Consider the following 20282-nt stretch of genomic DNA (forward strand, 5'->3'; position numbering starts at 1 on the left):
ATAGGGGCGGTATGTACATCGTCATCGCCGGGGGCGGAGAGGTGGGCGGGGAGCTGGCCCGAACCCTGGAAAGAGCCCACGAGGTGGTGGTCATTGACCGCAACCCCCAGGCCCGGGAGCGCTTGGCCTCCTTGGACGTGAAGGTGGTGGTGGGGGGGGCCACGGACCCCGATGCCCTTAGGGAGGCGGGGGTGGACCGGGCGGACCTCTTCATCGCTAGCACCAACTCCGACGAGGTCAACCTCCTGGCCTCCCTTCTGGCCAAGGGCCTGGGGGCCAGGCAGGTCCTCTGCTTTGTGGGCAAGGGGGGGTACGTGGACGTCCTGGCCGACCCCAGGACGGCGGAGATCCTGGGCACCCGCATTGACAAGGTCCTCTGGCCGCAACGGGCCATGGCCCGGGAGATCGTGGAGGTGATCCTGGTGCCCGAAGCCGTGGACGTGGAGATTCTGGCCGAAGGGCGCCTTCGCTTCGCGGAGTACCGGGTGAAGGAAGGGGGGCCTTACGCCCGCCGCCTCCTCGCCGAGCTCACCTGGCCGGAGGGGGTTTTGGTGGTGGGGGTGGTGCGGGACGGGATCTTTTTGGGCTTTGCCCACCCCGATTTCCCCGAGCTGGTCCTGGAGCCTGGGGACAAGCTCCTCTTCACCACCACGGCCAGAGCCTTCGCCGAGTTGGAGGCCTGCTTCACCGTGGGGCGGGGGGTGCGCCGGGTGATGATCCTGGGAGGGGGTAACGTGGGCCTTATGGTGGCCCAGGAGCTCCTTAGGCGGCGGGTGGAAGTGGTGGTCGTTGAGTCCAACCGTGTGCGCTGCGAGTGGCTTTCCCAGGAGCTCCCCCAGGCCCTGGTCATCCATGGGGACGGCACGGACATAGAGCTGTTGGAGGCGGAGGGTGTAAGGGAAACGGACGTGGTGGTGGCCGTCACCGACAACGATGAGAAGAACCTTCTCGCCTCCCTCCTGGCCAAAAGGCTGGGGGTGAGCAAGGTCATCACCCGGGTCTCCCGTTCGGAGACCCGCAGGCTCTTTGAGCAGGTGGGCATAGACCTGGCCCTGGCCCCGAGGCAGGCGGCGGTGCGCTCGGTCTTGGACTTCCTGGGCCCGGAGAACGTGGAGCACGTGTCCACTATGGAAGAGAACATCGAGCTCTTGGAGGTTGAGCTTCCCCAGGAGTTCCGGGCCAGGCCCCTCAAGGCCCTGGCCCTGCCCGAGATCGTGCCCATCGCCTTGGAGCGGGACCACCGGGTCATGCTCTACCGGGAGCCCCTCGAGGCCCTCCCCGGGGACCGGCTCTTCCTGGTGGCGGCCCGGGAGGTGGCGGATGAAGCCCTGGCCAAGGTCCTCGGCTAGACGGGGCTTCCGGGCGAGCCTCCACCTCCTGGGCATCACCTACCAGGGGATAGGCCTCCTTTTGGGCCTCTTCGCCCTACTGGCCCTGGCCCTGGGAGAGGATACCCGGGGCTTCGCGGTGGCCGCCCTCCTGGGGTTAGGAGTGGGGCGGCTTTTCCGGGTCCTTGGCCATCCTGAAACCCAGCCCCGGCGGGCCGAGGTCTTCGCCAGCGTGGCCCTCTTGTGGTTCTCCGTTCCCGCCCTGGGGGCTGTGCCCTACTGGCTTTCCGGGGGGATGAGCTACTTGGACGCCCTCTTTGAGGCCATGTCCGGTTTCACCACCACTGGGGCCACGGTCCTCAAGGACTTCAGCCAGTTTGGGCAGAGCCTCTTCCTCTGGCGAGCCCTCTCCCAGTGGATGGGGGGGATCGGCATCGTGGTCCTCTTTTTGGCCGTCTTTCCCCAGCTCCAGGTGGCGGGCCGCCAGGCCTTCTTCGCCGAGACCACTGGGGTGGAGAAGGAAAAGCTCACCCCCAGGCTCCGGGAAACGGCCCAGGCGGTGCTCCGCGTCTACGCCCTCCTTACGCTGCTGGCCTTTTCGGCTTACGTGGCGGCGGGCGTGCCCCTGTTTGAGGCCCTGGCCAACGCCTTCACCACCACCCCCGCTGGGGGGTTCAGCCCCAACCCCCAAAGCTTCGCCGCCTACGCGCCCCTGGCCCAGTGGGCGGGCGCCTTCTTCATGTTCTGGGCCGGGGTGAACCTCCTCCTGCAGTACCGCCTCATCTTCCAACGGGAGGCCCGGCCCCTCCTCCGGGATGCGGAGTTTCGCGCCTATGTGGGCATCGTCCTTCTGGTGGGGTTGGGCCTCGCCTTTCTCCTGCGCTACCACCACGGGTACGGCCTCGAGGCCAGCCTGCGCCACGCCTTTTTCCAAACCCTGACCATTCTCACCGGAACCGGCTACGCCAGCGCCGACTTTGCGGCGTGGGCCGTGCCTGCCCAGGCCATCCTCGTGGCCCTCATGTTCATCGGGGGGAGCGCGGGTTCCGCGGCCGGAAGCGTAAAGCTCGTGCGTTGGCTCCTGCTTTTTGGGCTTCTGCGCCGGGAGGTCATCCGCACCCTTCACCCCCAGGCGGTCCTGCCCCTTAGGCTCGGGGGGCGGGTGGTGGGGGAGGAGGCCTTGAGGCAGGTTTCCGTCTTCGTCTTCCTCTACACCCTCTTCTTCGCCTTTGGGGCGGTGGTCCTGGGCGTTTTGGAGGGGGACTTCGTGGTGGCCTTTTCCGCCAGCGCCCAGGCCATCGGGAACATCGGCCCTGGGCTCGGAGAGGTGGGGCCCTTTGGGTCATATGGGGACCTTCACCCCCTATCCAAAGCGGTCCTGATCCTGCAGATGTGGGCGGGCCGGATAGAGATCCTCCCCGTGGCCCTCCTTCTCAGCCCCGAGCTCTGGCGCAGGCTGCGGTGAGCCAAGGGGTGGGCGCGGTGCCCCTTTCCCCAGAATCCCTCGCCCTTCCCGACCGAGGAGGGCCTTGTTTAGGGGGCCGGCCGGCTTGGTCGGGGACCCCGGTGTACCTTTCCGGGGTACGCCTTGTGAGTTGGGCGGTGGGCAGGGCTCGAGGAACAGGGTGTGATCCTTGCCTGTGAGGGCGCTAGGGTGGCCTAGGCCCGCATGCCCCCATGTGACGTATAATCCTTACCTGTGAGGACGCTAGGGCACATCACGGCCATGCCCCAGCTACCGGAAACCCTAGAGGGGCTCAGGGTACTGGCCCTCAACCTCTGGTGGAGCTGGAATCCGGAGGCGGCGGGGCTTTTCCAGGAGGTAGACCCTTCGCTTTGGAAGCGCTTCCGGGGGAACCCGGTGAAGCTCCTCCTCGAGGCCGACCCCGACCGGCTGGAGGCCCTGGCCGCCACCAGCTACCCCGCCCGGGTCCAGGCGGTGGTCCAGGCCCTTCGCGACTACCTGAGGGCGCGGCAGACCAAGAGGGGACCCCTCACCGCCTACTTCTCGGCGGAGTACGGCTTCCACAGCTCCTTGCCCATCTACTCCGGGGGGCTTGGCGTCCTGGCGGGGGATCATGTGAAGGCAGCCAGCGATCTGGGGCTGAACCTGGTGGGGGTGGGGATCTTCTACCACGAGGGCTACTTCCACCAGCGCCTTTCCCCCGAGGGGGCTCAGGTGGAGGTCTACGAGGCCCTGCGTCCCGAGGAGTTGCCCCTCATCCCGATGAGGGACAAGGAGGGCAGGCCCCTCACCGTGGCGGTGGAGTTCCCAGGGCGGTCTGTGCGGCTTGCTGCCTACCGGGTGCAGGTGGGGGCGGTGCCCGTTTACCTTCTTACCGCCAACCTTCCCGAGAACGCCCCGGAAGACCAGGCCATCACCGCCAGGCTCTACGCCCCAGGCCTGGAGATGCGCATCCAGCAGGAGCTGGTCCTGGGGATTGGGGGGGTGCGCCTCCTCCGGGCCTTGGGGCTGGCCCCCGAGGTCTTCCACATGAACGAGGGGCACTCGGCCTTTTTGGGCCTGGAGCGGGTGCGGGAGTTGGTGGCCGAGGGGCACCCCTTCCCTGTGGCCCTGGAGATAGCCAAAAGCGGAGCCCTCTTCACCACCCATACCCCCGTACCCGCCGGGCACGACACCTTTCCCCTGGAGATTGTGGACCGCTACCTGGAAGGTTTCTGGGAGAAGTTGGGCACGGACCGGGATGGGCTCCTGGGGCTGGGCCTCGAGGAGAAACCCTGGGGCAAGGTCTTTTCCATGTCCCACCTCGCGCTTAACACCAGTGCCCAGGCGGGCGGGGTGAGCCGCCTGCACGGGGAGGTCTCCCGGGAAATGTTCCGGCACCTTTGGCCTGGGCTCCTCCCCGAGGAGGTGCCCATCGGCCACGTGACCAACGGGGTCCATACCTGGACCTTCCTCCACCCGCGGCTGCGCCAGCATTATGCGGAGGTCTTCGGCCCCGAGTGGCTGAGGCGCCCCGAGGATCCCAGCACCTGGAAGGTGGAGGACCTGGGGGAGGTGTTTTGGCGCATCCACAAGGACCTTAGGGCCGATCTGGTCCGGGAGGTGCGGCGGCGGATCTACGAGCAGCGCCGCCGCAACGGGGAAAGCCCAAGCCGCCTGAGGGCTGCGGAGCGCCTCTTGGACCCCGAGGCCCTGACCATTGGCTTTGCCCGCCGTTTCGCTACCTACAAGCGGGCCATCCTCCTCTTCAAGGACCCGGAGCGCCTCCTGAAGATTCTCCAAGGGCCCCATCCGGTGCAGTTCGTCTTTGCTGGCAAGGCCCACCCCAAGGACGAGCCGGGTAAAGCCTACCTGCAGGAGCTTTTCTCCAAGATCCGGGAGTACGGCCTCGAGGACCGCATGGTCTTCCTGGAGGACTACGACATGTACCTGGCCCGGGTCCTGGTCCAGGGCTCGGACGTCTGGCTCAACACCCCCCGCCGCCCCATGGAGGCCAGCGGCACCAGCGGGATGAAGGCGGCCTTGAACGGCGTCCTGAACCTGAGCGTCCTGGACGGGTGGTGGGCCGAGGCCTTCAACGGTAAGAACGGCTTCGCCATCGGGGACGAGCGGGTTTACGAGAACGAGGAGGCCCAGGACATGGCGGACGCCCAGGCCCTGTACGACGTGCTGGAGGCGGAGGTCCTCCCCCTCTTCTACGCCAAGGGGCCTGAGGGCTACTCCTCGGGGTGGCTTTCCATGGTCCACGAGAGCCTGCGCACCGTGGGCCCCCGCTTTAGCGCCGCCCGGATGGTGGGGGAGTACCTGGCCCTTTACGAAAGGGGGGCGGAGATGGCCAAAAGGGCCCGGGAGGAGAAGGACCTCCTCCTCGCCTTCCACCAAGCCCTTCCTGCCTTCCACGCCCTGAGCCTCCGGGTGGAGGCCCCCGGCCACCTCACCCTGAACGGGGAGGCCCTAAGGGTGCGGGCCTTCCTGGAGGGGGATGTGCCCGAGGCCCTGGGGCCCTTCCTCGAGGTGCAGCTGGTGGCCAGGCGGAGCACCGGGGAGGTGGAGGTGGTGCCCCTTTCCCTGGGGAAGGAGGGGTACGAGGTCGACTACCGGCCTTCCCGCCCGGGAAGCTACAGCTATGGGGTGCGCCTGGCCCTACGGCACCCCGTCACGGGGCGGGTGAACTGGGTGCGCTGGGCCTAGGCCCTCCGCCAAGGCTTTCGCCTCGGCGGGGGGCGGGGGGAAACCTGGGCAAAGCCCTGGAGCCTTCTCTCCCAGGGCTGGGCCCACCCCTCCTCGGGTGTATAATCTTCCCGTGCGCCCTAAGGAGGTGAACCGTGCGCAAGGCCTTGCTTTTCCTCGGCGTGCTGGCCCTTGGCTTGGGCCTGGCCCAGGTGCGGACCCTGGACCAGATCCGGAGGGGTGGGGAGATCCGCATCGGCACTGAGGGGGAGTTTCCCCCGTTCAACTACTTTGACGAGCGGAACCAGCTGGTGGGCTTTGAGATAGACCTGGGCAACGCCATCGCCCGCAAACTCCAGCTAAGGCCCCGCTGGATCGCCCAGCCCTTTGACACCCTCCTCATCCAGCTGGGCCAGGGGCGGTTTGACTTCGTCATCGCCTCCCACGGCATCACCGAAGAGCGGGCCCGGGCGGTGGACTTCGCCAACCCCCATTACTGCACGGGGGGCATCCTGGTGAGCCGGAAAGGGGGTCCGAAGACCCTCGGGGATCTCAGGGGCAGGGTAGTGGGGGTCCAGATCGGCACCACCTACATGGAGGCAGCCCAGAGGATCCCCGGGATTCGGCAGGTGCGCACCTACCAGAGGGACCCCGACGCCCTGCAGGACCTCCTGGCGGGCCGGATAGACACCTGGATCACCGACCGCTTCGTGGCCAAGGAGGCCATTCGGGAAAGGAGGCTGGAGGGAACCTTGGAGGTAGGGGAGTTGGTTTTCCAGGAGAGGGTGGCCATGGCCGTGGCCAAAGGGAATAGGAGCCTCCTGGAGGCCTTGAACAGGGCCCTGGCCGACCTGATGCGGGACGGGACCTACGCCGAGATCTCCAAGAAGTGGTTCGGGGAGGACGTGCGCTGCAAGTAGGCGCTTGGGGCCCGGGGGAGGTCGGCTCCCGGGCCCCCCCTTTGGCCCATGATGAACCCCTGGCATCGCTGGCTTCTCCTTCTCGTCCTGCTGGTTCTCGGCTATTTGGCCTTCTTCGCCCTCCTGGGGCTGGCCCTGGAGCGGTACTTCCTCCTTGTGGGCTTCGGCCCGGAGCGGGCGGCCTCGGCGGGGCAGGCCATGGCCCTGGGGGCGGAGATCACCCTGAAGCTCACCCTGATCTCCGGCCTCGCCGGGCTTTTCATCGGCATCCTCGCCGGGGTTTGCCGGCTTTCCTCCCGGGCCTGGGTAAGGCTTCCCGCCGCCTTCTACATCTGGGTGACCCGGGGCACGCCCCTCCTGGTGCAGATCCTCTTTGCCTACAACGCCCTGCCCCTCCTCCTCCAACCCCTTTGGCCGGGGGCGCAGGAAGCCCTTACCCCCTACTGGGCGGCCTTCATCGCCCTCGCCTTCAACGTGGGGGCCTACAACGCCGAGGTGGTGCGGGCGGGCATCCAGGCCATCCCCAAGGGGCAATGGGAGGCCGCCTGGTCCTTGGGCCTCTCCCCGCTGGACACCCTGCGCTTCGTCATCCTGCCCCAGGCCTTGCGCATCGTGGTGCCCCCCCTGGTCAACAACGTGGTGGCCCTTCTCAAGGACTCCTCTCTGGCCAGCGCCATCGCCCTGACCGAGCTTGCCCTCTCCGGCCAGCGGATCATCTCCGCCACCTTCCGCCCCGTGGAGGTCTACCTGGCCGTGGCCGCCATCTACCTCCTCCTCACCACGGTGCTCACCCAGTTCACCAACCGCCTGGAGCGCCAGCTCAGGGAGGAGGGCCGCTAGAGCTTGAAGGGGGCGGATGCATGGGGTATACTTCTGGCGGCCAGAAGGAGGTGGGTTTATGCGGATGAGGCGCGCGATCTTGGTCGGTTTGGCCTTTCTAGGGCTAGGTTCCGCCCAGGAGTTCCTCACCATCGGCTCCGGGGCGACCACGGGGGTCTACTTTCCCGTGGCCACGGGCATGGCCAGGCTGGTGAACGAGGCGGGCGTGGGTATCCGGGCCAACGCCCGCTCCACGGGGGGGAGCGTGGCCAACATCAACGCCATCGCCGCCGGGGAGTTTGAGATGGCCCTGGCCCAGAACGACATCAGCCACTACGCCTTTCAGGGGTGCTGCATCCCCGCCTTTGACGGCCGGCCGGTGAGGGGCATCCGGGCCCTGGCCGCCCTCTACCCCGAGGTGGTCCACATCGTGGCCCGGGCGGACGCGGGCATCCGCACCGTGGCCGACCTCAGGGGCAAGCGGGTGGTGGTGGGCGATGTGGGCTCGGGCACGGAGCAGAACGCCCGGCAGATCCTCGAGGCCTACGGCCTGCGCTTTGAGGACCTGGGCCAGACGATCCGGGTGGGTCCCGTGCAGGGCATCCAACTGGTGCAGGACCGGCGGGCGGATGCCCTCTTCTACACCGTGGGCCTGGGGGCCTCCGCCCTCCAGCAGCTGGCCCTCACCACCCCCATCGCCCTGGTGGCGGTGGACCTGGACCGCGTCCAGGCCCTTGCCCAGAGGTACCCCTTCTACGTCCGCTTCAACATCCCAGGGGGAACCTACAGGGGTGTGGAGGTCGTCACCCCCACGGTGGCGGTGCAGGCCATGCTCATCGCCTCGGAGAGGCTTGCTCCCGACACGGTGTACCGGTTCATGAGGGCGGTCTTCGGCGACCAGGAGGCCTTCAAGAGGATCCACCCCAACCTGGAGCGCTTCTTCGCCCTGGAAAGGGCAGTGAGGGGCCTGCCCATCCCCTTGCACCCCGGGGCGGAGCGCTTCTACAGGGAACTGGGGGTCTTGAGGTAGGCTCCCCCTGGCCCCCAGGGGCCCCCCTGGGGGCCCCTTTTGCCTGGAGGCGATATGGAAAGGGACGCTTTGCGCTTGGCCGAAAAGGGCGAGCTGGGGGGAAGGAGGCCTAAGGGCGGGACCCGCTTCCTCCTCCTTGCCCTGGGGGTGGCGTGGAGCCTCTTCCAGATCTGGGCCACCCAGGCGGGGACGCTGGACCCCGTGCGCCTCAGGGCCATCCACCTGGCCTTCGCCCTAGCCCTGGCCTTCCTGGCCTACTCCGGCAGGCGGGGTCCTGTGGACCGCATCCCCCTTTTGGACTGGATCCTCGCCCTCCTGGGGGCGGCGGGGGCCCTTTACGTGGTGGCGGACTACTACGGCATCACCCAGCTCCGGGGCGGGATTCCCAGCGAGCGGGACGTCTTCTTCGGCACCCTGACCCTTGCCGTCCTCTTCTTAGCCGCCTGGCGGGTGGTGGGGCCCGCCCTGCCCCTCATCGCCTCGGTCTTCATCCTCTACGCCCTCACGGGGCCTAGGGGCCTCATCCCCTTTACCCTTCCCCCCTGGCTCCAGCTCCACGCCGGCAGCGGGTGGGGCTCGCTCATGGGCCAGCTCTACACCACCGCCGAGGGCATCTTTGGGGTGCCCTTGGGGGTCTCCGCCACCTTCGTCTTCCTCTTCGTCCTCTTCGGGGCCCTCCTGGAGAGGGCAGGGGCGGGCTACTTTTTCATCCAGGCGGCCTACGCCCTCCTGGGCCACTTCCGGGGGGGGCCGGCCAAGGCGGCGGTGGTGGCCAGCGCCCTCACCGGGGTGGTCTCGGGGAGCTCGGTCTCCAACGTGGTCACCACGGGGACCTTCACCATCCCCCTGATGCGGCGGGTGGGCTACCCCCCGGAGAAGGCGGGGGCGGTGGAGGTGGCCAGCTCCTCCAACGGCCAGCTCATGCCCCCGGTCATGGGGGCGGCGGCCTTCATCATGGCGGAGTTCCTGGGCATCCCCTACGCCAACCTGATCCTGATCGCCGTGGTGCCGGCCCTCCTGGCCTACGCCACCCTCTTCATCACCGTGCACCTCGAGGCCCTGCGCCTGGGCCTCAAGGGGGTGCCCCGCTCCGAGCTTCCCCCCCTGGCCCCGGTCCTCCGCTCTGGGCTCCACTACCTCCTGCCCCTGGTCTACCTGATCTACGCCCTGGTGGTCCTCCGCCTGACCCCGGAGCGGGCCGCTCTGAACACGGTCTTCCTCATGGCCCTCCTCATCCTCCTGCAGGAGGCTTGGCGCGCCTGGCGGGGTGGGGCGGGGCTAGGCTTCGGGGTCCTCAGGGGTGTCCGGCTTCTCGTGGAGGGCCTCGAGGCGGGCGCCCGGAGCATGGTGGGCATCGCCCTGGCCACGGGGAGCGCTGGGATCATCGTGGGCATCGTCACTATGACCGGGATCGGCTTCGGCCTCGCGGACATCGTGGAGAGGCTTTCCGGAGGGAACCTGGTCCTGGTCCTCCTCCTGGCCCAGCTCACGAGCCTCCTCCTGGGCATGGGGCTTCCCACCACGGCCAACTACATCGTCATGGCCTCCTTGGTGGTGCCGGTGGTGCTAGGGCTTTCCGAGAAGGCGGGCTACCCCGTCCCCCCTGTGGCCGCGCACATGTTTGTCTTCTACTTTGGCATCATGGCTGACTCCACGCCCCCTGTGGCCCTGGCCGCCTACGCCGCTAGCGCCATCGCCCGCTCCAACTTCTGGAAGACGGCGGTGCAGGGCTTCGTCTACGAGCTGAGGACTGCCCTTTTGGCCTACATGTTCTTCTTCAACCCCAAGCTCCTCCTCCTGGGGGTGGACTCCTGGGGGGAGGGCCTCGGGATCTTCCTCACCGCCCTCCTGGGCTTGACCGCCTTCAGCGCCAGCCTGGTGGGCTTTCTTCACAAGCCCACGAACCTCCTGGATCGGGCCCTCCTCCTCCTTGCGGCCCTCGCCCTGGTGGTGCCGGGGCTGGCCACGGACCTCGTTGGCCTCTCGCTCCTCGGCCTTGTCTACATAGCCCAGCGGGTGCGAAAATAGCGGGAAGTGGAGCCCATCATCCAGATCCGCAACCTCCACAAGTGGTTTGGCCCTTTGCACGTCCTGAAGGGGATCAACCTGGAGGTGGCCCCGGGGGAGAAGTTGGTCATCATCGGCCCTTCGGGTTCGGGGAAGAGCACCCTGATCCGCACCATAAACCGCCTGGAGGACTTCCAGGAGGGGGAGGTGGTCGTGGACGGGCATAACGTGAAGGACGAGCGGGCCCTGCGGGCGGTGCGGCGGGAGGTGGGGATGGTCTTCCAGCAGTTCAACCTCTTCCCCCACATGACGGTCCTGGAGAACATCGCCCTGGCCCCCATGCGGGTTAGGGGCTGGTCCCGGGAGCGGGCGGAGCGGAAGGCCTTGGAGCTTTTGGAGCGGGTGGGGATCCTGGACCAGGCGGGGAAGCGCCCGGGGCAGCTCTCCGGAGGGCAGCAGCAGCGGGTGGCCATCGCCCGGGCCCTGGCCATGGAGCCCAAGGTGATGCTCTTTGACGAGCCCACGAGCGCCTTGGACCCGGAGATGGTGGGGGAGGTGTTGGACGCGATGCGGGACCTGGCCCGGGGCGGGATGACCATGGTGGTGGTGACCCACGAGATGGGCTTCGCCCGGGAGGTGGCGGACCGGGTGGTCTTCATGGACGGGGGGCAGATCGTGGAGGAGGGGAGGCCGGAGGAGATCTTCACTCATCCCAAGGGGGAGCGCACCCGGAGTTTCCTCCAACGGGTGCTCCACCACTAGGCATGGAGGGGCTTTTCCGGGCCCTCCTGAACCCCAAGGCGGACCCCGCCCAAAGGCGGAGGGGTCTTAGGCTTTACGCCCTGGCCCTTTTGGCGATCCAGGGGATGGTCCTCCTTCCCCTGGCCTTCCTCCTTCCCCCCGCACCCCACCCCGCCCTGTTCCTCCTGGCCCTTCTGGGGGCGGCCGGGCTTTACCTCCACGCCCGAGGGGCCTTGGGGGGCAAGGGGGAGGGCCTCCTGGCCCCCCTTGTGGCCGTGGGCCTGGGGGCTGGGGCCTTCCTCTTCCTGGGGGTGATAGGCCTTCTCTTAAGGCCCTGGGGATTGGGGCTCTTCCCCCTGGGCCTGGGGCTCTTCCTCCTCCTCCTCCGCCAAGGGGAGGCCCATCTGGGGAGGGGGTCCTGAGGCGGGCTCAGAGGGCCAGGCGGCGGGGAAGGAGGTCCCTAAGGCGCACCTGGGCCAGAGCCTGGACCTCCCTGAGCCATTCCCGGGCCCGCCTTTGCCCAAGCCCGTAGACCAGGGAAAGCTTCTCCTGGTCAAAGGTGGCTATGGGAAAAGGGGGGTCCAGGGGGATGACCAGGTCCGCCCCCTTGAGGGCCAGGGCCTTGAGGCGGGAGCGGCTGGCCTCCCCCGCCAGGAGAGCGGCCTCGAGGGCCGTCTTGGGCGGCTCCTTGGGCGGGGGGTTGGACACGTCCACGGCCACCACCTTGGGGAAGAGGGCCTTGGCCGCCCGCACGGGCACCTTCTCCGCCACGTCCCCATCCACCAAGAGCCTCCCCTCCCAGAGGACCGGGGGGAAGAGGCCGGGGATGGCCATGCTGGCGAGGACGGCCTTCCAGACCGGGCCTTGCCTTAGGACCACCGCCTCTCCCATGAGGAGGTCGGCGGCCTGGATGGCTAGGGGTATGGGGCTTTCCTTCAGCAGGGCTTCGCCGAAGAGGGTTTTCAAACCCTCTTCCAACCGCCTGGTCTCGGCCAGGTAGGGGCGGCGGAGGGCCCTGAAGAGGCGGGCCAGGGCCCCGAGGCCGCCGCCTTGGGCCAGGCGGGCGATCTCCGGATCAAAGACGGCCTCGTGCACCTTGTAGGGATCCCGGTGGCCGAAGGCAAAACCCGCGGCGGCCAGGGCCCCGGCGGAGCTTCCCGAGAGGCCTTGGATGGGAATCCCGGCCCCTTCCAGGACCTCGAGGACCCCCAGGTGGGCGTACCCCCTGACACCCCCACCCCCCAAGGCCAAGGCCACGCCCCGTTTCAATATCCGAGCCCCAACTCCTGAGCTTCCGCCGTCAGCTGGTTCACGAGGTCCTTACCTTGCCGGCGGGAGCGCTCCAAGTACTCCAAAAGATCCTTGCCCCGAATGCGCCGATGCGTTCCCACCTTGTGGTAGGGGATGGCCCCTTCCTCCAAAAGCCGGACTAGGTAAGGCCGGGACACCCCGAGGATCGCCGCCGCTTCCCCCGTGGTGAGCTCGGCTTCCAAAGGTACCACCCTTACGGGGGTCCCGTGGGCAAGGGACTCCAGGATCTGCCGGAGAAGGTGTTCCAGTTCGGGCGTCACCCTCAGGGAAACTTCTCCCAAGTGAATCCGCTTGCCTGGGGCCAGGTTTTTGAGGAAGAGAAGGATCTCCTCCTTCGCTTCCGGTGGGGCGAAGACCAGGCCTGCCATATCAAGAACAGGGTAGCACGCAAACGAAATAAACGCAACAGGGCCTCCGGATGCCCGGAGGTGAAAGCGGGTGGGGGCTAGAGGAAGTTCTTATAGGCCTGTAGGAGGCTAACAAACCGCTCTAGCCCTATACGGGCAAGTCTATCTAGGAAGGCATCCCTATCCAGGGGAGGGTTCTTGAGCGCCTCCCTTTGCTCCCTCAAGATCCGAAGGAGGGGTTCGGGCAAGCTGCTCCTTCGGATCAAGCTTTCCGCTAGCTCCAAGAGGTACGCATCGGGGTGGAAGGCCACCAGCTCCCAAGGCTCCAGGGCCTCTTCTGGGAAGTCCTGGAGGTTGAAGGTGAGGATGGCCTCGGCCCCACCCCAGAAAGCGGCGGCCACCACGTGGCGGTCTTGCTTATCGGGCAGGTGGACCTCCGGGACTAGGTGTTCGTACCCCTCCACAAGGGGTTCTTGAAAGGCCAGAGCCTGGAGCATGCGGGCTGGGGTCTGCCGCAGGCGGCTCCGCTGGTCCTCGTTTAGATCCGCCCGGTCTTATAGGAGGCGGGAAAGCCACTCCTCTTGCACCCTCTGGCTCCACTTGAGGCGAATCCCCAGTCTTTCGTCCAGGGCCAGGCGCATGAAGAGGTCCCGTGTGGGGGCTGGATACAGGACGCATGCATCTAAAAAGAGTACGCCAGGAAGGGGGAATGGGCCCATTGGGATTTAGAATAACCCTCATGCGGCCGGACCTTTCCCGTGTGCCCGGGGTCTTAGGGGAGATCGCCAGGAGGAGGGCCCTGGAGGTGGTCCCCTACCCCCTTCCCGAGCCTCCCTCCGTTCCCTCCTTCGCCCAGGCCCTGGCCCTTCCCGGGCTTTCCCTCATCGCCGAGGTGAAGCGGCAAAGCCCCTCCGAGGGGCTCATCCGGGAGGTGGACCCCGTGGAGGCCGCCTTGGCCTACGAGCGGGGCGGGGCCCGGGCCATCAGCGTCCTCACCGAACCCCACCGCTTTGGGGGAAGCCTTTTGCACCTGAAGCGGGTGCGCCAGGCGGTGGGCCTCCCCCTTCTGCGCAAGGACTTCGTGGTGGACCCCTTCATGCTGGAGGAGGCCCGGGCCTATGGGGCTAGCGCCATCCTCCTCATCGTGGCCCTTTTGGGAGAGCTGACCGGGGCCTACTTGGAGCGGGCCCGGGCCCTGGGCCTGGATGCCCTAGTGGAGGTGCACACGGCAAGGGAGCTGGAGCTGGCCCTGGAGAGCGGGGCGGAGGTCCTGGGCATCAACAACCGGGACCTGGTGAGCCTAGGGGTGGACCTCGCCACCGCTCCAAGACTGGGCAGGCTGGCCCGGGAGCGGGGCTTTGGGGGTCTCTTGGTGGCGGAGTCCGGGTACGCCAGGAAGGAGGACCTAAAGCCCCTCGAGGGCCTTTTTGATGCGGTGCTGGTGGGCACAAGCCTCATGAGGCGGCCCGATTTGGCCGAGGCCGTGCGGGAGCTTGTAGGATAGGGCCATGCTCCTCATCCCCGCCTTAGACCTGAAAGGAGGCCAGGCGGTGCGCCTCCTGGAGGGGGACCCTGCCCGGGAAACCCCCTACGGGGACCCCCTTTTGGCTGCCCTGCGCTTCCAGGAGGAGGGGGCCCGCTACCTCCACCTGGTGGACCTGGACCGGGCCCTGGGGACTGGGAACAACCGGGAGGCCCTCCTGAGGCTTCGGGAAGTCCTTAGGGTCCCCTTTGAGCTCGCCGGGGGAATCCGGACCCTCGAGGCCCTCCAGGAGGCCCTGGCCCTGGGGGCGGACCGGGCGGTGGTGGGCACGGTGGCGGTCAAGGACCTGGCCCTCCTGGAGAGGATGCTTTCTGTGGCGGGCCCCGGGCGCCTGGCCGTGGCCCTGGACGCCCGGGGGTTAGAGGTGGTGGTCGCGGGCTGGCGGGAGAGGGCCCCGGTTTCCGCCTTGGACCTCCTCAAGACCTGGGCGGCCATGGGGGTGCGTACCCTCATCTACACCGACGTGCGCCGGGACGGGACCCTCTTGGGCCTGGACCTCGAGGCCGTGGCCCGGGTGCGGGAGGCCTGGCCCCACGCCCTCATCGCCGGGGGGGGGATCGCCGGCCTTGGGGACCTCCTCGCCCTAGGGCGCCTGGGGGTGGAGGGGGCCATTTTGGGCAAGGCCCTGTACGAGGGGCGGATCCTCCTCCGGGAAGCCTTGGAGGTGGTATGAAGCTCCTGCAGTGGGTCTTCCTCCTGGCGAGCCTGGGGGCGGCAGGGGCGGGGGTCTACCTCTACTACGCCTACCCCTTTCTGGAGGTGCCCTCCCCCTCGGGGCCTTTGCCCCTCTACTACCTCCTTCCCGGGGCCTACCTCCTGGGCCTCTTGGTGGGGGGGCTTTTCGCCCTGGCCTTCTGGCTTAGGGGGGTGGGGGAGAGGGGGCGGCTCCTGCGGGAGATCCGGCGGCTTCAGGGGGAAGTGGACGCTCTGAAGCGGGAGCGCATAGAGGAGATCCCCAGGATCCCCGACCGGGACGAGGCATGAGCCGCCTCCGCTGGCGCCTCCTTTCCCTGCCCCCCCTCGAGGAGTGGCGGGAGGTGATGGCGGCCTTCGGGGTGGGGCCGGAGGCGGCCTTGGCCCTCTGGCACCGGGGGGTGCGGCGCAGGGAGGACCTGGACCCCCCCCTCCGCCTCTTGCCCCTCAAGGGGTTGGGGGAGGCGGTGGACCTTCTCCAGAGGGCCCTAAGGGAGGGCAAGCGGATCCGCATCCACGGGGACTACGACGCCGACGGCCTCACGGGCACGGCCATCCTGGTCCGGGGCCTTTCCGCCTTGGGGGCAGAGGTCCACCCCTTCATCCCCCACCGCCTCGAGGAGGGCTACGGGGTCCTCATGGAGCGGGTCCCGGAGCACCTCCTGGCCGCCGACGTCTTCCTCACCGTGGACTGCGGCATCGCCAACCACGCTGAGCTTGGGGAACTTTTGGAAAATGGGGTGGAGGTCCTGGTCACCGACCACCACACCCCCAAGGAGGCCCCACCCCCCGGGGTGGTCCTCCACCCCGCCTACACCCCGGGCCTGGGGGAGCGCCCCACGGGGGCCGGGGTGGCCTTCCTCCTCCTTTGGGCCCTCCACGAGCGGCTTGGGCTTCCCCCTCCCCTGGAGTACGCCGATCTGGCCGCGGTGGGCACCATCGCCGACGTGGCCCCCCTCCTGGGCTGGAACCGGGCCCTGGTCAAGGAGGGCCTGGGCCGGATTCCCACCTCCCCCTGGGTGGGCCTTAGGCTCCTGGCCCAGGCCGTGGGCTACACGGGTAGGGCGGACGAGGTGGCCTTCCGCATCGCCCCCCGCATCAACGCCGCAAGCCGGCTGGGAGAGGCGGAGAAGGCCTTGAGGCTCCTCCTTGCGGAAAGCGAAGAGGAGGCTAGGGCCTTGGTGGAGGAGCTAAACCGCCTGAACGCCCACCGCCAGGCCATAGAGGAGAGGATGCTCCAGCGCCTCCTGCCCCGGGTGGACCCGGAGGAGAAGGCCATCGTCCTCCGGGACGAGGAGGGGCACCCCGGGGTCATGGGCATCGTGGCGAGCCGGATCCTGGAGGCCACCCATAGGCCCGTCTTCCTGGTGGCCCAGGGGAAGGGCACGGTGCGGAGCCTTCCCCCCATTAGCGCCCTCGAGGCCCTAAGGAGCGTGGAGGACCTCCTCCAGCGCTTTGGGGGGCATAGGGAGGCCGCGGGCTTCGCCCTGGACGAGGCCCGCTTTCCCGAGCTCAGAAGGAGGCTTCTGGAATACGCCGCCCGCTTCCCCGAGCCCGAGCCCGAGGTCCCCATCCTCGCCCCCTTGCCCTCGCCTGGCCTCCTGCCCCAGGTCCACCGGGAGCTTGGGGCCCTGGAGCCCCACGGGCCGGGCAACCCCGAGCCCCTTTTCCTCCTCCAGGGCTCCCCGGAGGAGGTCCGCACCCTGGGGGAGGGGAGGCACCTGGCCTTCCGCCTCCATGGGGTGCGGGTGGTGGCCTGGCGCAGGGGGGGAGTGGAACTGCCGGGAGAGGTGGAGGTGGCGGGCCTCCTCACGGAGAACGCCTGGAATGGGAGCGTGGGCTACGAGGTCCAGGCGGTCCACCTGCGGAAGCCCGGGGAGCTCTTGGGGGGTGTGGAGCCCTTCGCCCATCCCCTCCCCCTGCCCGAGGCCCTGGCCCGGGCCCGGATGGGGGAGGGGGTCTACATCCCTGAGGACAACCCCGAGGGCCTGGAGTACGCCAGGAGGGCGGGCTTCCGCCTCCTTCCCCCCGAGGAGGCCCCCATCTGGCTGGGCCTGCCTCCGGGGAGGGTGGCCGTGGCCCGGGTGGAGGTGGCCCTGGGCCGGGAGGCCCGGGCCAGGCTTTCCCTGCCCCCCCCTCTTCCCACGCCGGAGGCGAGGCTGAAGGCCCTGATCGCCCGCCGCCTCCTCCTGGCCTACGAGCGGGGGCACGCCCCCCTTTTCAGCGAGGCCCTTGTGGCCTACTGGGAGGTAAGCCGTGTACAAGCAGCCGCGGGAAGCCCATGAGGCCCGGATCCACACCGGGGCCTACCGGGTCTACGGCCTCATCTACCTGGTGCCGGGCTCCGGCACCGCGGACCTCCTCAATGCGGACAAGGTTTACCTGCCCGTGACCGGGGCCCTCGTCTACGTCCCCGGCTTCCGCCACCCCCCCAACGCGAAGGAACTCAAGGCCAGCACGGGGTTCCTGGCCCTGAGGAAGGAAAGGATCCAGTGGGTGGCGGGGGGGAGGCCCGCCGAGCCCCGCACCAGCCCTGGCCTTCTGGAGAGGAAGCGCCTAGCCTTCCTCTTTGGGGACTACCTCTTGGCGGGAGAGCTCCACGTACCCAAGGGGGTGCGCCTTTCCGACTTCCTCTCCCAGGCCAAGCCCTTCCAGACCCTCCTCGAGGCCGGCCTCTACCCCCTTTACCCGGAGAAGCCCGTCGTGGAGCTGGAACCTTTGGAGCGCTTCCCCTTTCTCACCGTGAACCTACGCCTGGCAGAGGGGATCGCCGAGGCTCCAGGTGAGGGGCAGGACCCCCGGCTCACCCTATTTGGCTGAGGGCCTCCCGGATCCTCTCCGCCTGGGCCAGGTTCTCCTTAAGCCTCGCCTCCTCGGCCTCCACCACCTCCTTGGGGGCCTTCTCCCTAAAGCCTGAGGCGGAAAGCTTCCTCTGGCTCCTTTCCGCAAGCTCCAGGAGCTCCTTGAGGCGTTTCTCCTGGCGGCGCTTCCACGCCTCCACGTCCAGAAGCCCCTCCAGGGGCATCCTCACCGTCACCTTGGGCATGGCCTTGACCAAGGCCTTCTCGGGGCGCTCCGGGAGAAGCTCCGCCCGGGCCAGGAAGCGGAAGACGGGGAGGTTTTCCCTGGCTGGGTGGGTATCCCCTTCCAAATGGACCCTGACCTCCTCCCCCTGGGGAAGCCCCGCCTCCGCCTTCAGGGCCCTCACCGCCGTCACCGCCTGCCTCAGGGCCTCAAAATGGGCCTCGGCCTCCGGGTCCTGGGGGCCGGGCTCGGGCCAGGCCTCGAGGGCGAGCTCCTCCTTCCCCGTGAGGGCCCCGTAGAGCTCGCTGGTGAGGAAGGGCATGATGGGGTGGAGGAGCTTGAGGAGGGCCGAAAGGGTTTCCTCCAGGGTCCTTAGGGTGTGGGCGTTTCCGGCCCTTAGAGCGGGTTTGCTGGCTTCCAGGTACCAGTCGCAGAACTCGCTCCAGATGAGCTCGTAGGCCTCTCGGGCCGCCTGGGCCAGGTCCAGGGCCTCGTAGAGGGCGGTGATCTCCTCTATGCCCCGGCTGAGGCGGCTTCTCATGAACCGGTCCGCCAAGGTGGGGGTGTCCTCCCTGGGGGTGAAGCCCTCCCGGGCGAGGAGGACGAAGCGGGCGGCGTTGAAGAGCTTGTTAGCGAAGTTCCTGGCCATCTCCAGCCAGCGGAGGTCCAGCCTCACGTCCTGCCCTCCCGTGGCCAGGTAGGCGAGGGCGAAGCGCAGGGCGTCGGCCCCGTAGCGCTCCACCATCTCCAGGGGGTCTATCACGTTCCCCTTGGACTTGGACATCTTCTGGCCCTTCTCGTCCAGGACCAGGCCGTGGAGGAGGACGGTCTTGAAGGGCCTTTCCCCGAGGAAGTGGTAGCCCGACACTTCCATGCGGGAAACCCAGAGGAAGAGGATGTCGTAGCCCGAGACCAGGACATCGCTGGGGTAGAAGGCCTTCAGGTCCTCGGTCGCCTCGGGCCAGCCCAGGGTGGAAAGGGGCCAAAGGGCCGAGGAGAACCAGGTGTCAAAGACGTCCTCGTCCCGCCTGAGGTTTGGGCTTCCGCAGGCCTCGCAGGCCTGGGGGTCTTCCAGGTAGCTTTCGGGCTTAGGAACGTTCACCGCCCCGCAGTCCCCGCAGTACCAGGCGGGGATCTGGTGCCCCCACCAGAGCTGCCGGGAGATGTTCCAGTCCCGGACGTTCCTCAGCCAGTCTATGTTGACCCTTTTCCACCTTTCGGGGACGAAGGCGATCTCGCCCCGCTCCAGGCCCCTCAAGACCTCCTCCGCCAGGGGCCTCATCCGGAGCCACCACTGGGGGAAGATGGCGTATTCGATGGGGGTGCCGCAACGGGAGCAGGTGGCGAGGGCGATGGTGTAGTCCTCCTCCTTCACCAGGTGGCCCGCCTCCCGGAAGAGCTCCACCGCCTTCCTCCGGGCCGCAAAGCGGTCCAAGCCCCTTAGGGCCTCGGGGACCCTTTCCCCCTCCATCCGGCCCTCGAGGTTGATGACGGAGACGGGCAAAAGGCCGTGCCTTTCCCCGATCTCGTAGTCCAGGGGGTCGTGGGCGGGGGTGACCTTGAGGGCCCCGGTGCCGAACTCCCGCTCCACGGCGGGGTCGGCCAGGATGGGGATCCAGATCTCCGTAAGGGGGATGCGGGCCTTTTTGCCCAGGGACCCCTGGTAGCGCTCGTCCTCGGGGTGGACGGCGAGGGCCTGGTCGGCGAAGACGGTCTCGGGGCGCACCGTGGCGATCTCTATCTGCCCGCCCCCCTCCACCTCGTAGCGCAGGGTGTAGAGCCTGCCCGGGGTGGGCTCGGTCTCCACCTCCAGGTCCGAGAGGGTGGTCTCGCACCGGGGGCACCAGTTGACGAGGCGGGGGGCCCGGTAGGCCAGGCCCTCGTGGTAGTAGCGGCAGAAGGCGTAGCGCACCGCCCGGGAGCGAGCCTCGTCCATGGTGAAGGCCTCCCGGCTCCAGTCGGCGCTGGCCCCCAGGCGCTTGAGCTGCCTCAGGATGGTCCCCCCGGACTCCTCCTTCCACTGCCAGACCCGCTTCAAGAACTCTTCCCGCCCCAGGTCGTGCCGGGTCTTGCCCTCCTTGAGGAGGAGCCTTTCCACCACCACCTGGGTGGCGATCCCGGCGTGGTCGGTGCCGGGGAGCCACACCGCCTCAAACCCCCGCATGCGCTTGTAGCGGATGAGGGCGTCCTGCAAGGTGTTGTCTAGGGCGTGGCCCATGTGCAGACTGCCGGTGACGTTGGGAGGGGGCATGAAGATGACAAACGGGGGCTTGCCCCTTTTGGGGTCCGCCACAAAGGGGTTCTGCGCCCACTTTTCCGCCCACTTGGGTTCCACGGACTTGGGATCGTAGGCCTTGGGCAGGTCCATGCTACCCTCTACTTTA

At 68.2% G+C, this 20282-nt stretch carries 18 protein-coding genes; 14 read left to right on the forward strand and 4 right to left on the reverse strand.

Annotated elements, in window-relative coordinates; all coding sequences use genetic code 11:
* Positions 1-11 precede the first annotated feature (11 nt).
* From trkA to ATI37_RS01340, 9 genes are all read left to right on the forward strand, one after another.
* The gene (trkA, locus tag ATI37_RS01300; protein WP_117236761.1) at positions 12-1349 is read left to right on the forward strand and encodes a Trk system potassium transporter TrkA; all 1338 of its coding nucleotides are present in this window, start codon (positions 12-14) and stop codon (positions 1347-1349) included.
* Positions 1321-2793 (forward strand): TrkH family potassium uptake protein, encoded by a 1473-nt coding sequence (locus ATI37_RS01305; RefSeq protein WP_117236762.1) that lies wholly within the window; start codon positions 1321-1323, stop codon positions 2791-2793. The genes trkA and ATI37_RS01305 overlap by 29 nt, the downstream gene beginning before the upstream one ends.
* Before the next feature lie 234 nt (positions 2794-3027).
* Positions 3028-5484 (forward strand): alpha-glucan family phosphorylase, encoded by a 2457-nt coding sequence (glgP, locus tag ATI37_RS01310; RefSeq protein ID WP_117236763.1) that lies wholly within the window; start codon positions 3028-3030, stop codon positions 5482-5484.
* A gap of 134 nt (positions 5485-5618) precedes the next feature.
* Positions 5619-6383: an ABC transporter substrate-binding protein gene (locus ATI37_RS01315; protein ID WP_117236764.1), complete on the forward strand. Its 765-nt coding sequence runs from the start codon at positions 5619-5621 to the stop codon at positions 6381-6383.
* Between the two features lie 51 nt (positions 6384-6434).
* Positions 6435-7223, forward strand: a complete 789-nt coding sequence (locus ATI37_RS01320) for an amino acid ABC transporter permease (RefSeq protein WP_117238473.1) — start codon at positions 6435-6437, stop codon at positions 7221-7223.
* Positions 7224-7287: 64 nt separating this feature from the next.
* Positions 7288-8232 (forward strand): TAXI family TRAP transporter solute-binding subunit, encoded by a 945-nt coding sequence (locus ATI37_RS01325; RefSeq protein WP_117238474.1) that lies wholly within the window; start codon positions 7288-7290, stop codon positions 8230-8232.
* 54 nt (positions 8233-8286) lie between these two features.
* Positions 8287-10260, forward strand: coding sequence for a TRAP transporter permease (locus ATI37_RS01330; protein ID WP_117236765.1), 1974 nt, complete (start codon positions 8287-8289; stop codon positions 10258-10260).
* 6 nt (positions 10261-10266) lie between these two features.
* Positions 10267-11001, forward strand: coding sequence for an amino acid ABC transporter ATP-binding protein (locus ATI37_RS01335; RefSeq protein ID WP_117236766.1), 735 nt, complete (start codon positions 10267-10269; stop codon positions 10999-11001).
* Between the two features lie 2 nt (positions 11002-11003).
* Positions 11004-11402 (forward strand): hypothetical protein, encoded by a 399-nt coding sequence (locus ATI37_RS01340; RefSeq protein ID WP_117236767.1) that lies wholly within the window; start codon positions 11004-11006, stop codon positions 11400-11402.
* A 7-nt stretch (positions 11403-11409) separates the two neighbouring features.
* Here the strand turns inward: ATI37_RS01340 and ATI37_RS01345 are convergent, their stop codons facing one another.
* The 3 genes from ATI37_RS01345 to ATI37_RS11895 form a co-directional block, all read right to left on the reverse strand.
* Positions 11410-12249 carry a patatin-like phospholipase family protein gene (locus ATI37_RS01345; RefSeq protein WP_117236768.1) on the reverse strand — a complete coding sequence of 280 codons (840 nt, stop codon included), beginning with the start codon at positions 12247-12249 and terminating at the stop codon, positions 11410-11412.
* Complete coding sequence (locus ATI37_RS01350) at positions 12246-12659, reverse strand: helix-turn-helix domain-containing protein (protein WP_117236769.1); 414 nt, start codon at positions 12657-12659, stop codon at positions 12246-12248. The genes ATI37_RS01345 and ATI37_RS01350 overlap by 4 nt, the downstream gene beginning before the upstream one ends.
* 77 nt (positions 12660-12736) lie before the next feature.
* Positions 12737-13135, reverse strand: a complete 399-nt coding sequence (locus ATI37_RS11895) for a hypothetical protein (protein WP_232822410.1) — start codon at positions 13133-13135, stop codon at positions 12737-12739.
* Positions 13136-13377: 242 nt separating this feature from the next.
* Here ATI37_RS11895 and trpC point away from each other — a divergent pair, with 242 nt between their 5' ends.
* From trpC to ATI37_RS01380, 5 genes are read left to right on the forward strand one after another with little or no spacing between them, the layout of a single operon-like run.
* On the forward strand, positions 13378-14142 hold the full coding sequence (gene trpC / locus ATI37_RS01360; RefSeq protein ID WP_117236770.1) for an indole-3-glycerol phosphate synthase TrpC: 765 nt from the start codon (positions 13378-13380) through the stop codon (positions 14140-14142).
* A 4-nt stretch (positions 14143-14146) separates the two neighbouring features.
* The gene (locus tag ATI37_RS01365) at positions 14147-14854 is read left to right on the forward strand and encodes a 1-(5-phosphoribosyl)-5-[(5-phosphoribosylamino)methylideneamino] imidazole-4-carboxamide isomerase (protein WP_117236771.1); all 708 of its coding nucleotides are present in this window, start codon (positions 14147-14149) and stop codon (positions 14852-14854) included.
* Positions 14851-15165, forward strand: coding sequence for a lipopolysaccharide assembly protein LapA domain-containing protein (locus ATI37_RS01370; protein WP_117236772.1), 315 nt, complete (start codon positions 14851-14853; stop codon positions 15163-15165). The genes ATI37_RS01365 and ATI37_RS01370 overlap by 4 nt, the downstream gene beginning before the upstream one ends.
* Positions 15162-17159, forward strand: coding sequence for a single-stranded-DNA-specific exonuclease RecJ (locus tag ATI37_RS01375; RefSeq protein ID WP_117236773.1), 1998 nt, complete (start codon positions 15162-15164; stop codon positions 17157-17159). The genes ATI37_RS01370 and ATI37_RS01375 overlap by 4 nt, the downstream gene beginning before the upstream one ends.
* Complete coding sequence (locus ATI37_RS01380; RefSeq protein WP_117236774.1) at positions 17131-17694, forward strand: DUF6812 domain-containing protein; 564 nt, start codon at positions 17131-17133, stop codon at positions 17692-17694. The genes ATI37_RS01375 and ATI37_RS01380 overlap by 29 nt, the downstream gene beginning before the upstream one ends.
* Here the strand turns inward: ATI37_RS01380 and ATI37_RS01385 are convergent.
* Complete coding sequence (locus tag ATI37_RS01385; protein WP_117236775.1) at positions 17678-20266, reverse strand: valine--tRNA ligase; 2589 nt, start codon at positions 20264-20266, stop codon at positions 17678-17680. The genes ATI37_RS01380 and ATI37_RS01385 overlap by 17 nt on opposite strands.
* Positions 20267-20282 lie beyond the last annotated feature (16 nt).

Source organism: Thermus sediminis, assembly GCF_003426945.1.
GTDB lineage: Bacteria > Deinococcota > Deinococci > Deinococcales > Thermaceae > Thermus > Thermus sediminis.

What these genes read in the sequence shown, in the direction of transcription:
- trkA (WP_117236761.1), top strand. Translation starts at nt 12, where the DNA reads ATGTACATCGTCATCGCCGGGGGCGGAGAGGTGGGCGGGGAGCTGGCC.
- ATI37_RS01305 (WP_117236762.1), top strand. Translation starts at nt 1,321, where the DNA reads ATGAAGCCCTGGCCAAGGTCCTCGGCTAGACGGGGCTTCCGGGCGAGC.
- ATI37_RS01320 (WP_117238473.1), top strand. Translation starts at nt 6,435, where the DNA reads ATGAACCCCTGGCATCGCTGGCTTCTCCTTCTCGTCCTGCTGGTTCTC.
- ATI37_RS01325 (WP_117238474.1), top strand. Translation starts at nt 7,288, where the DNA reads ATGAGGCGCGCGATCTTGGTCGGTTTGGCCTTTCTAGGGCTAGGTTCC.
- ATI37_RS01330 (WP_117236765.1), top strand. Translation starts at nt 8,287, where the DNA reads ATGGAAAGGGACGCTTTGCGCTTGGCCGAAAAGGGCGAGCTGGGGGGA.
- ATI37_RS01340 (WP_117236767.1), top strand. Translation starts at nt 11,004, where the DNA reads ATGGAGGGGCTTTTCCGGGCCCTCCTGAACCCCAAGGCGGACCCCGCC.
- ATI37_RS01350 (WP_117236769.1), bottom strand. Translation starts at nt 12,659, where the DNA reads ATGGCAGGCCTGGTCTTCGCCCCACCGGAAGCGAAGGAGGAGATCCTT.
- ATI37_RS11895 (WP_232822410.1), bottom strand. Translation starts at nt 13,135, where the DNA reads ATGCTCCAGGCTCTGGCCTTTCAAGAACCCCTTGTGGAGGGGTACGAA.
- trpC (WP_117236770.1), top strand. Translation starts at nt 13,378, where the DNA reads ATGCGGCCGGACCTTTCCCGTGTGCCCGGGGTCTTAGGGGAGATCGCC.
- ATI37_RS01365 (WP_117236771.1), top strand. Translation starts at nt 14,147, where the DNA reads ATGCTCCTCATCCCCGCCTTAGACCTGAAAGGAGGCCAGGCGGTGCGC.
- ATI37_RS01370 (WP_117236772.1), top strand. Translation starts at nt 14,851, where the DNA reads ATGAAGCTCCTGCAGTGGGTCTTCCTCCTGGCGAGCCTGGGGGCGGCA.
- ATI37_RS01375 (WP_117236773.1), top strand. Translation starts at nt 15,162, where the DNA reads ATGAGCCGCCTCCGCTGGCGCCTCCTTTCCCTGCCCCCCCTCGAGGAG.
- ATI37_RS01385 (WP_117236775.1), bottom strand. Translation starts at nt 20,266, where the DNA reads ATGGACCTGCCCAAGGCCTACGATCCCAAGTCCGTGGAACCCAAGTGG.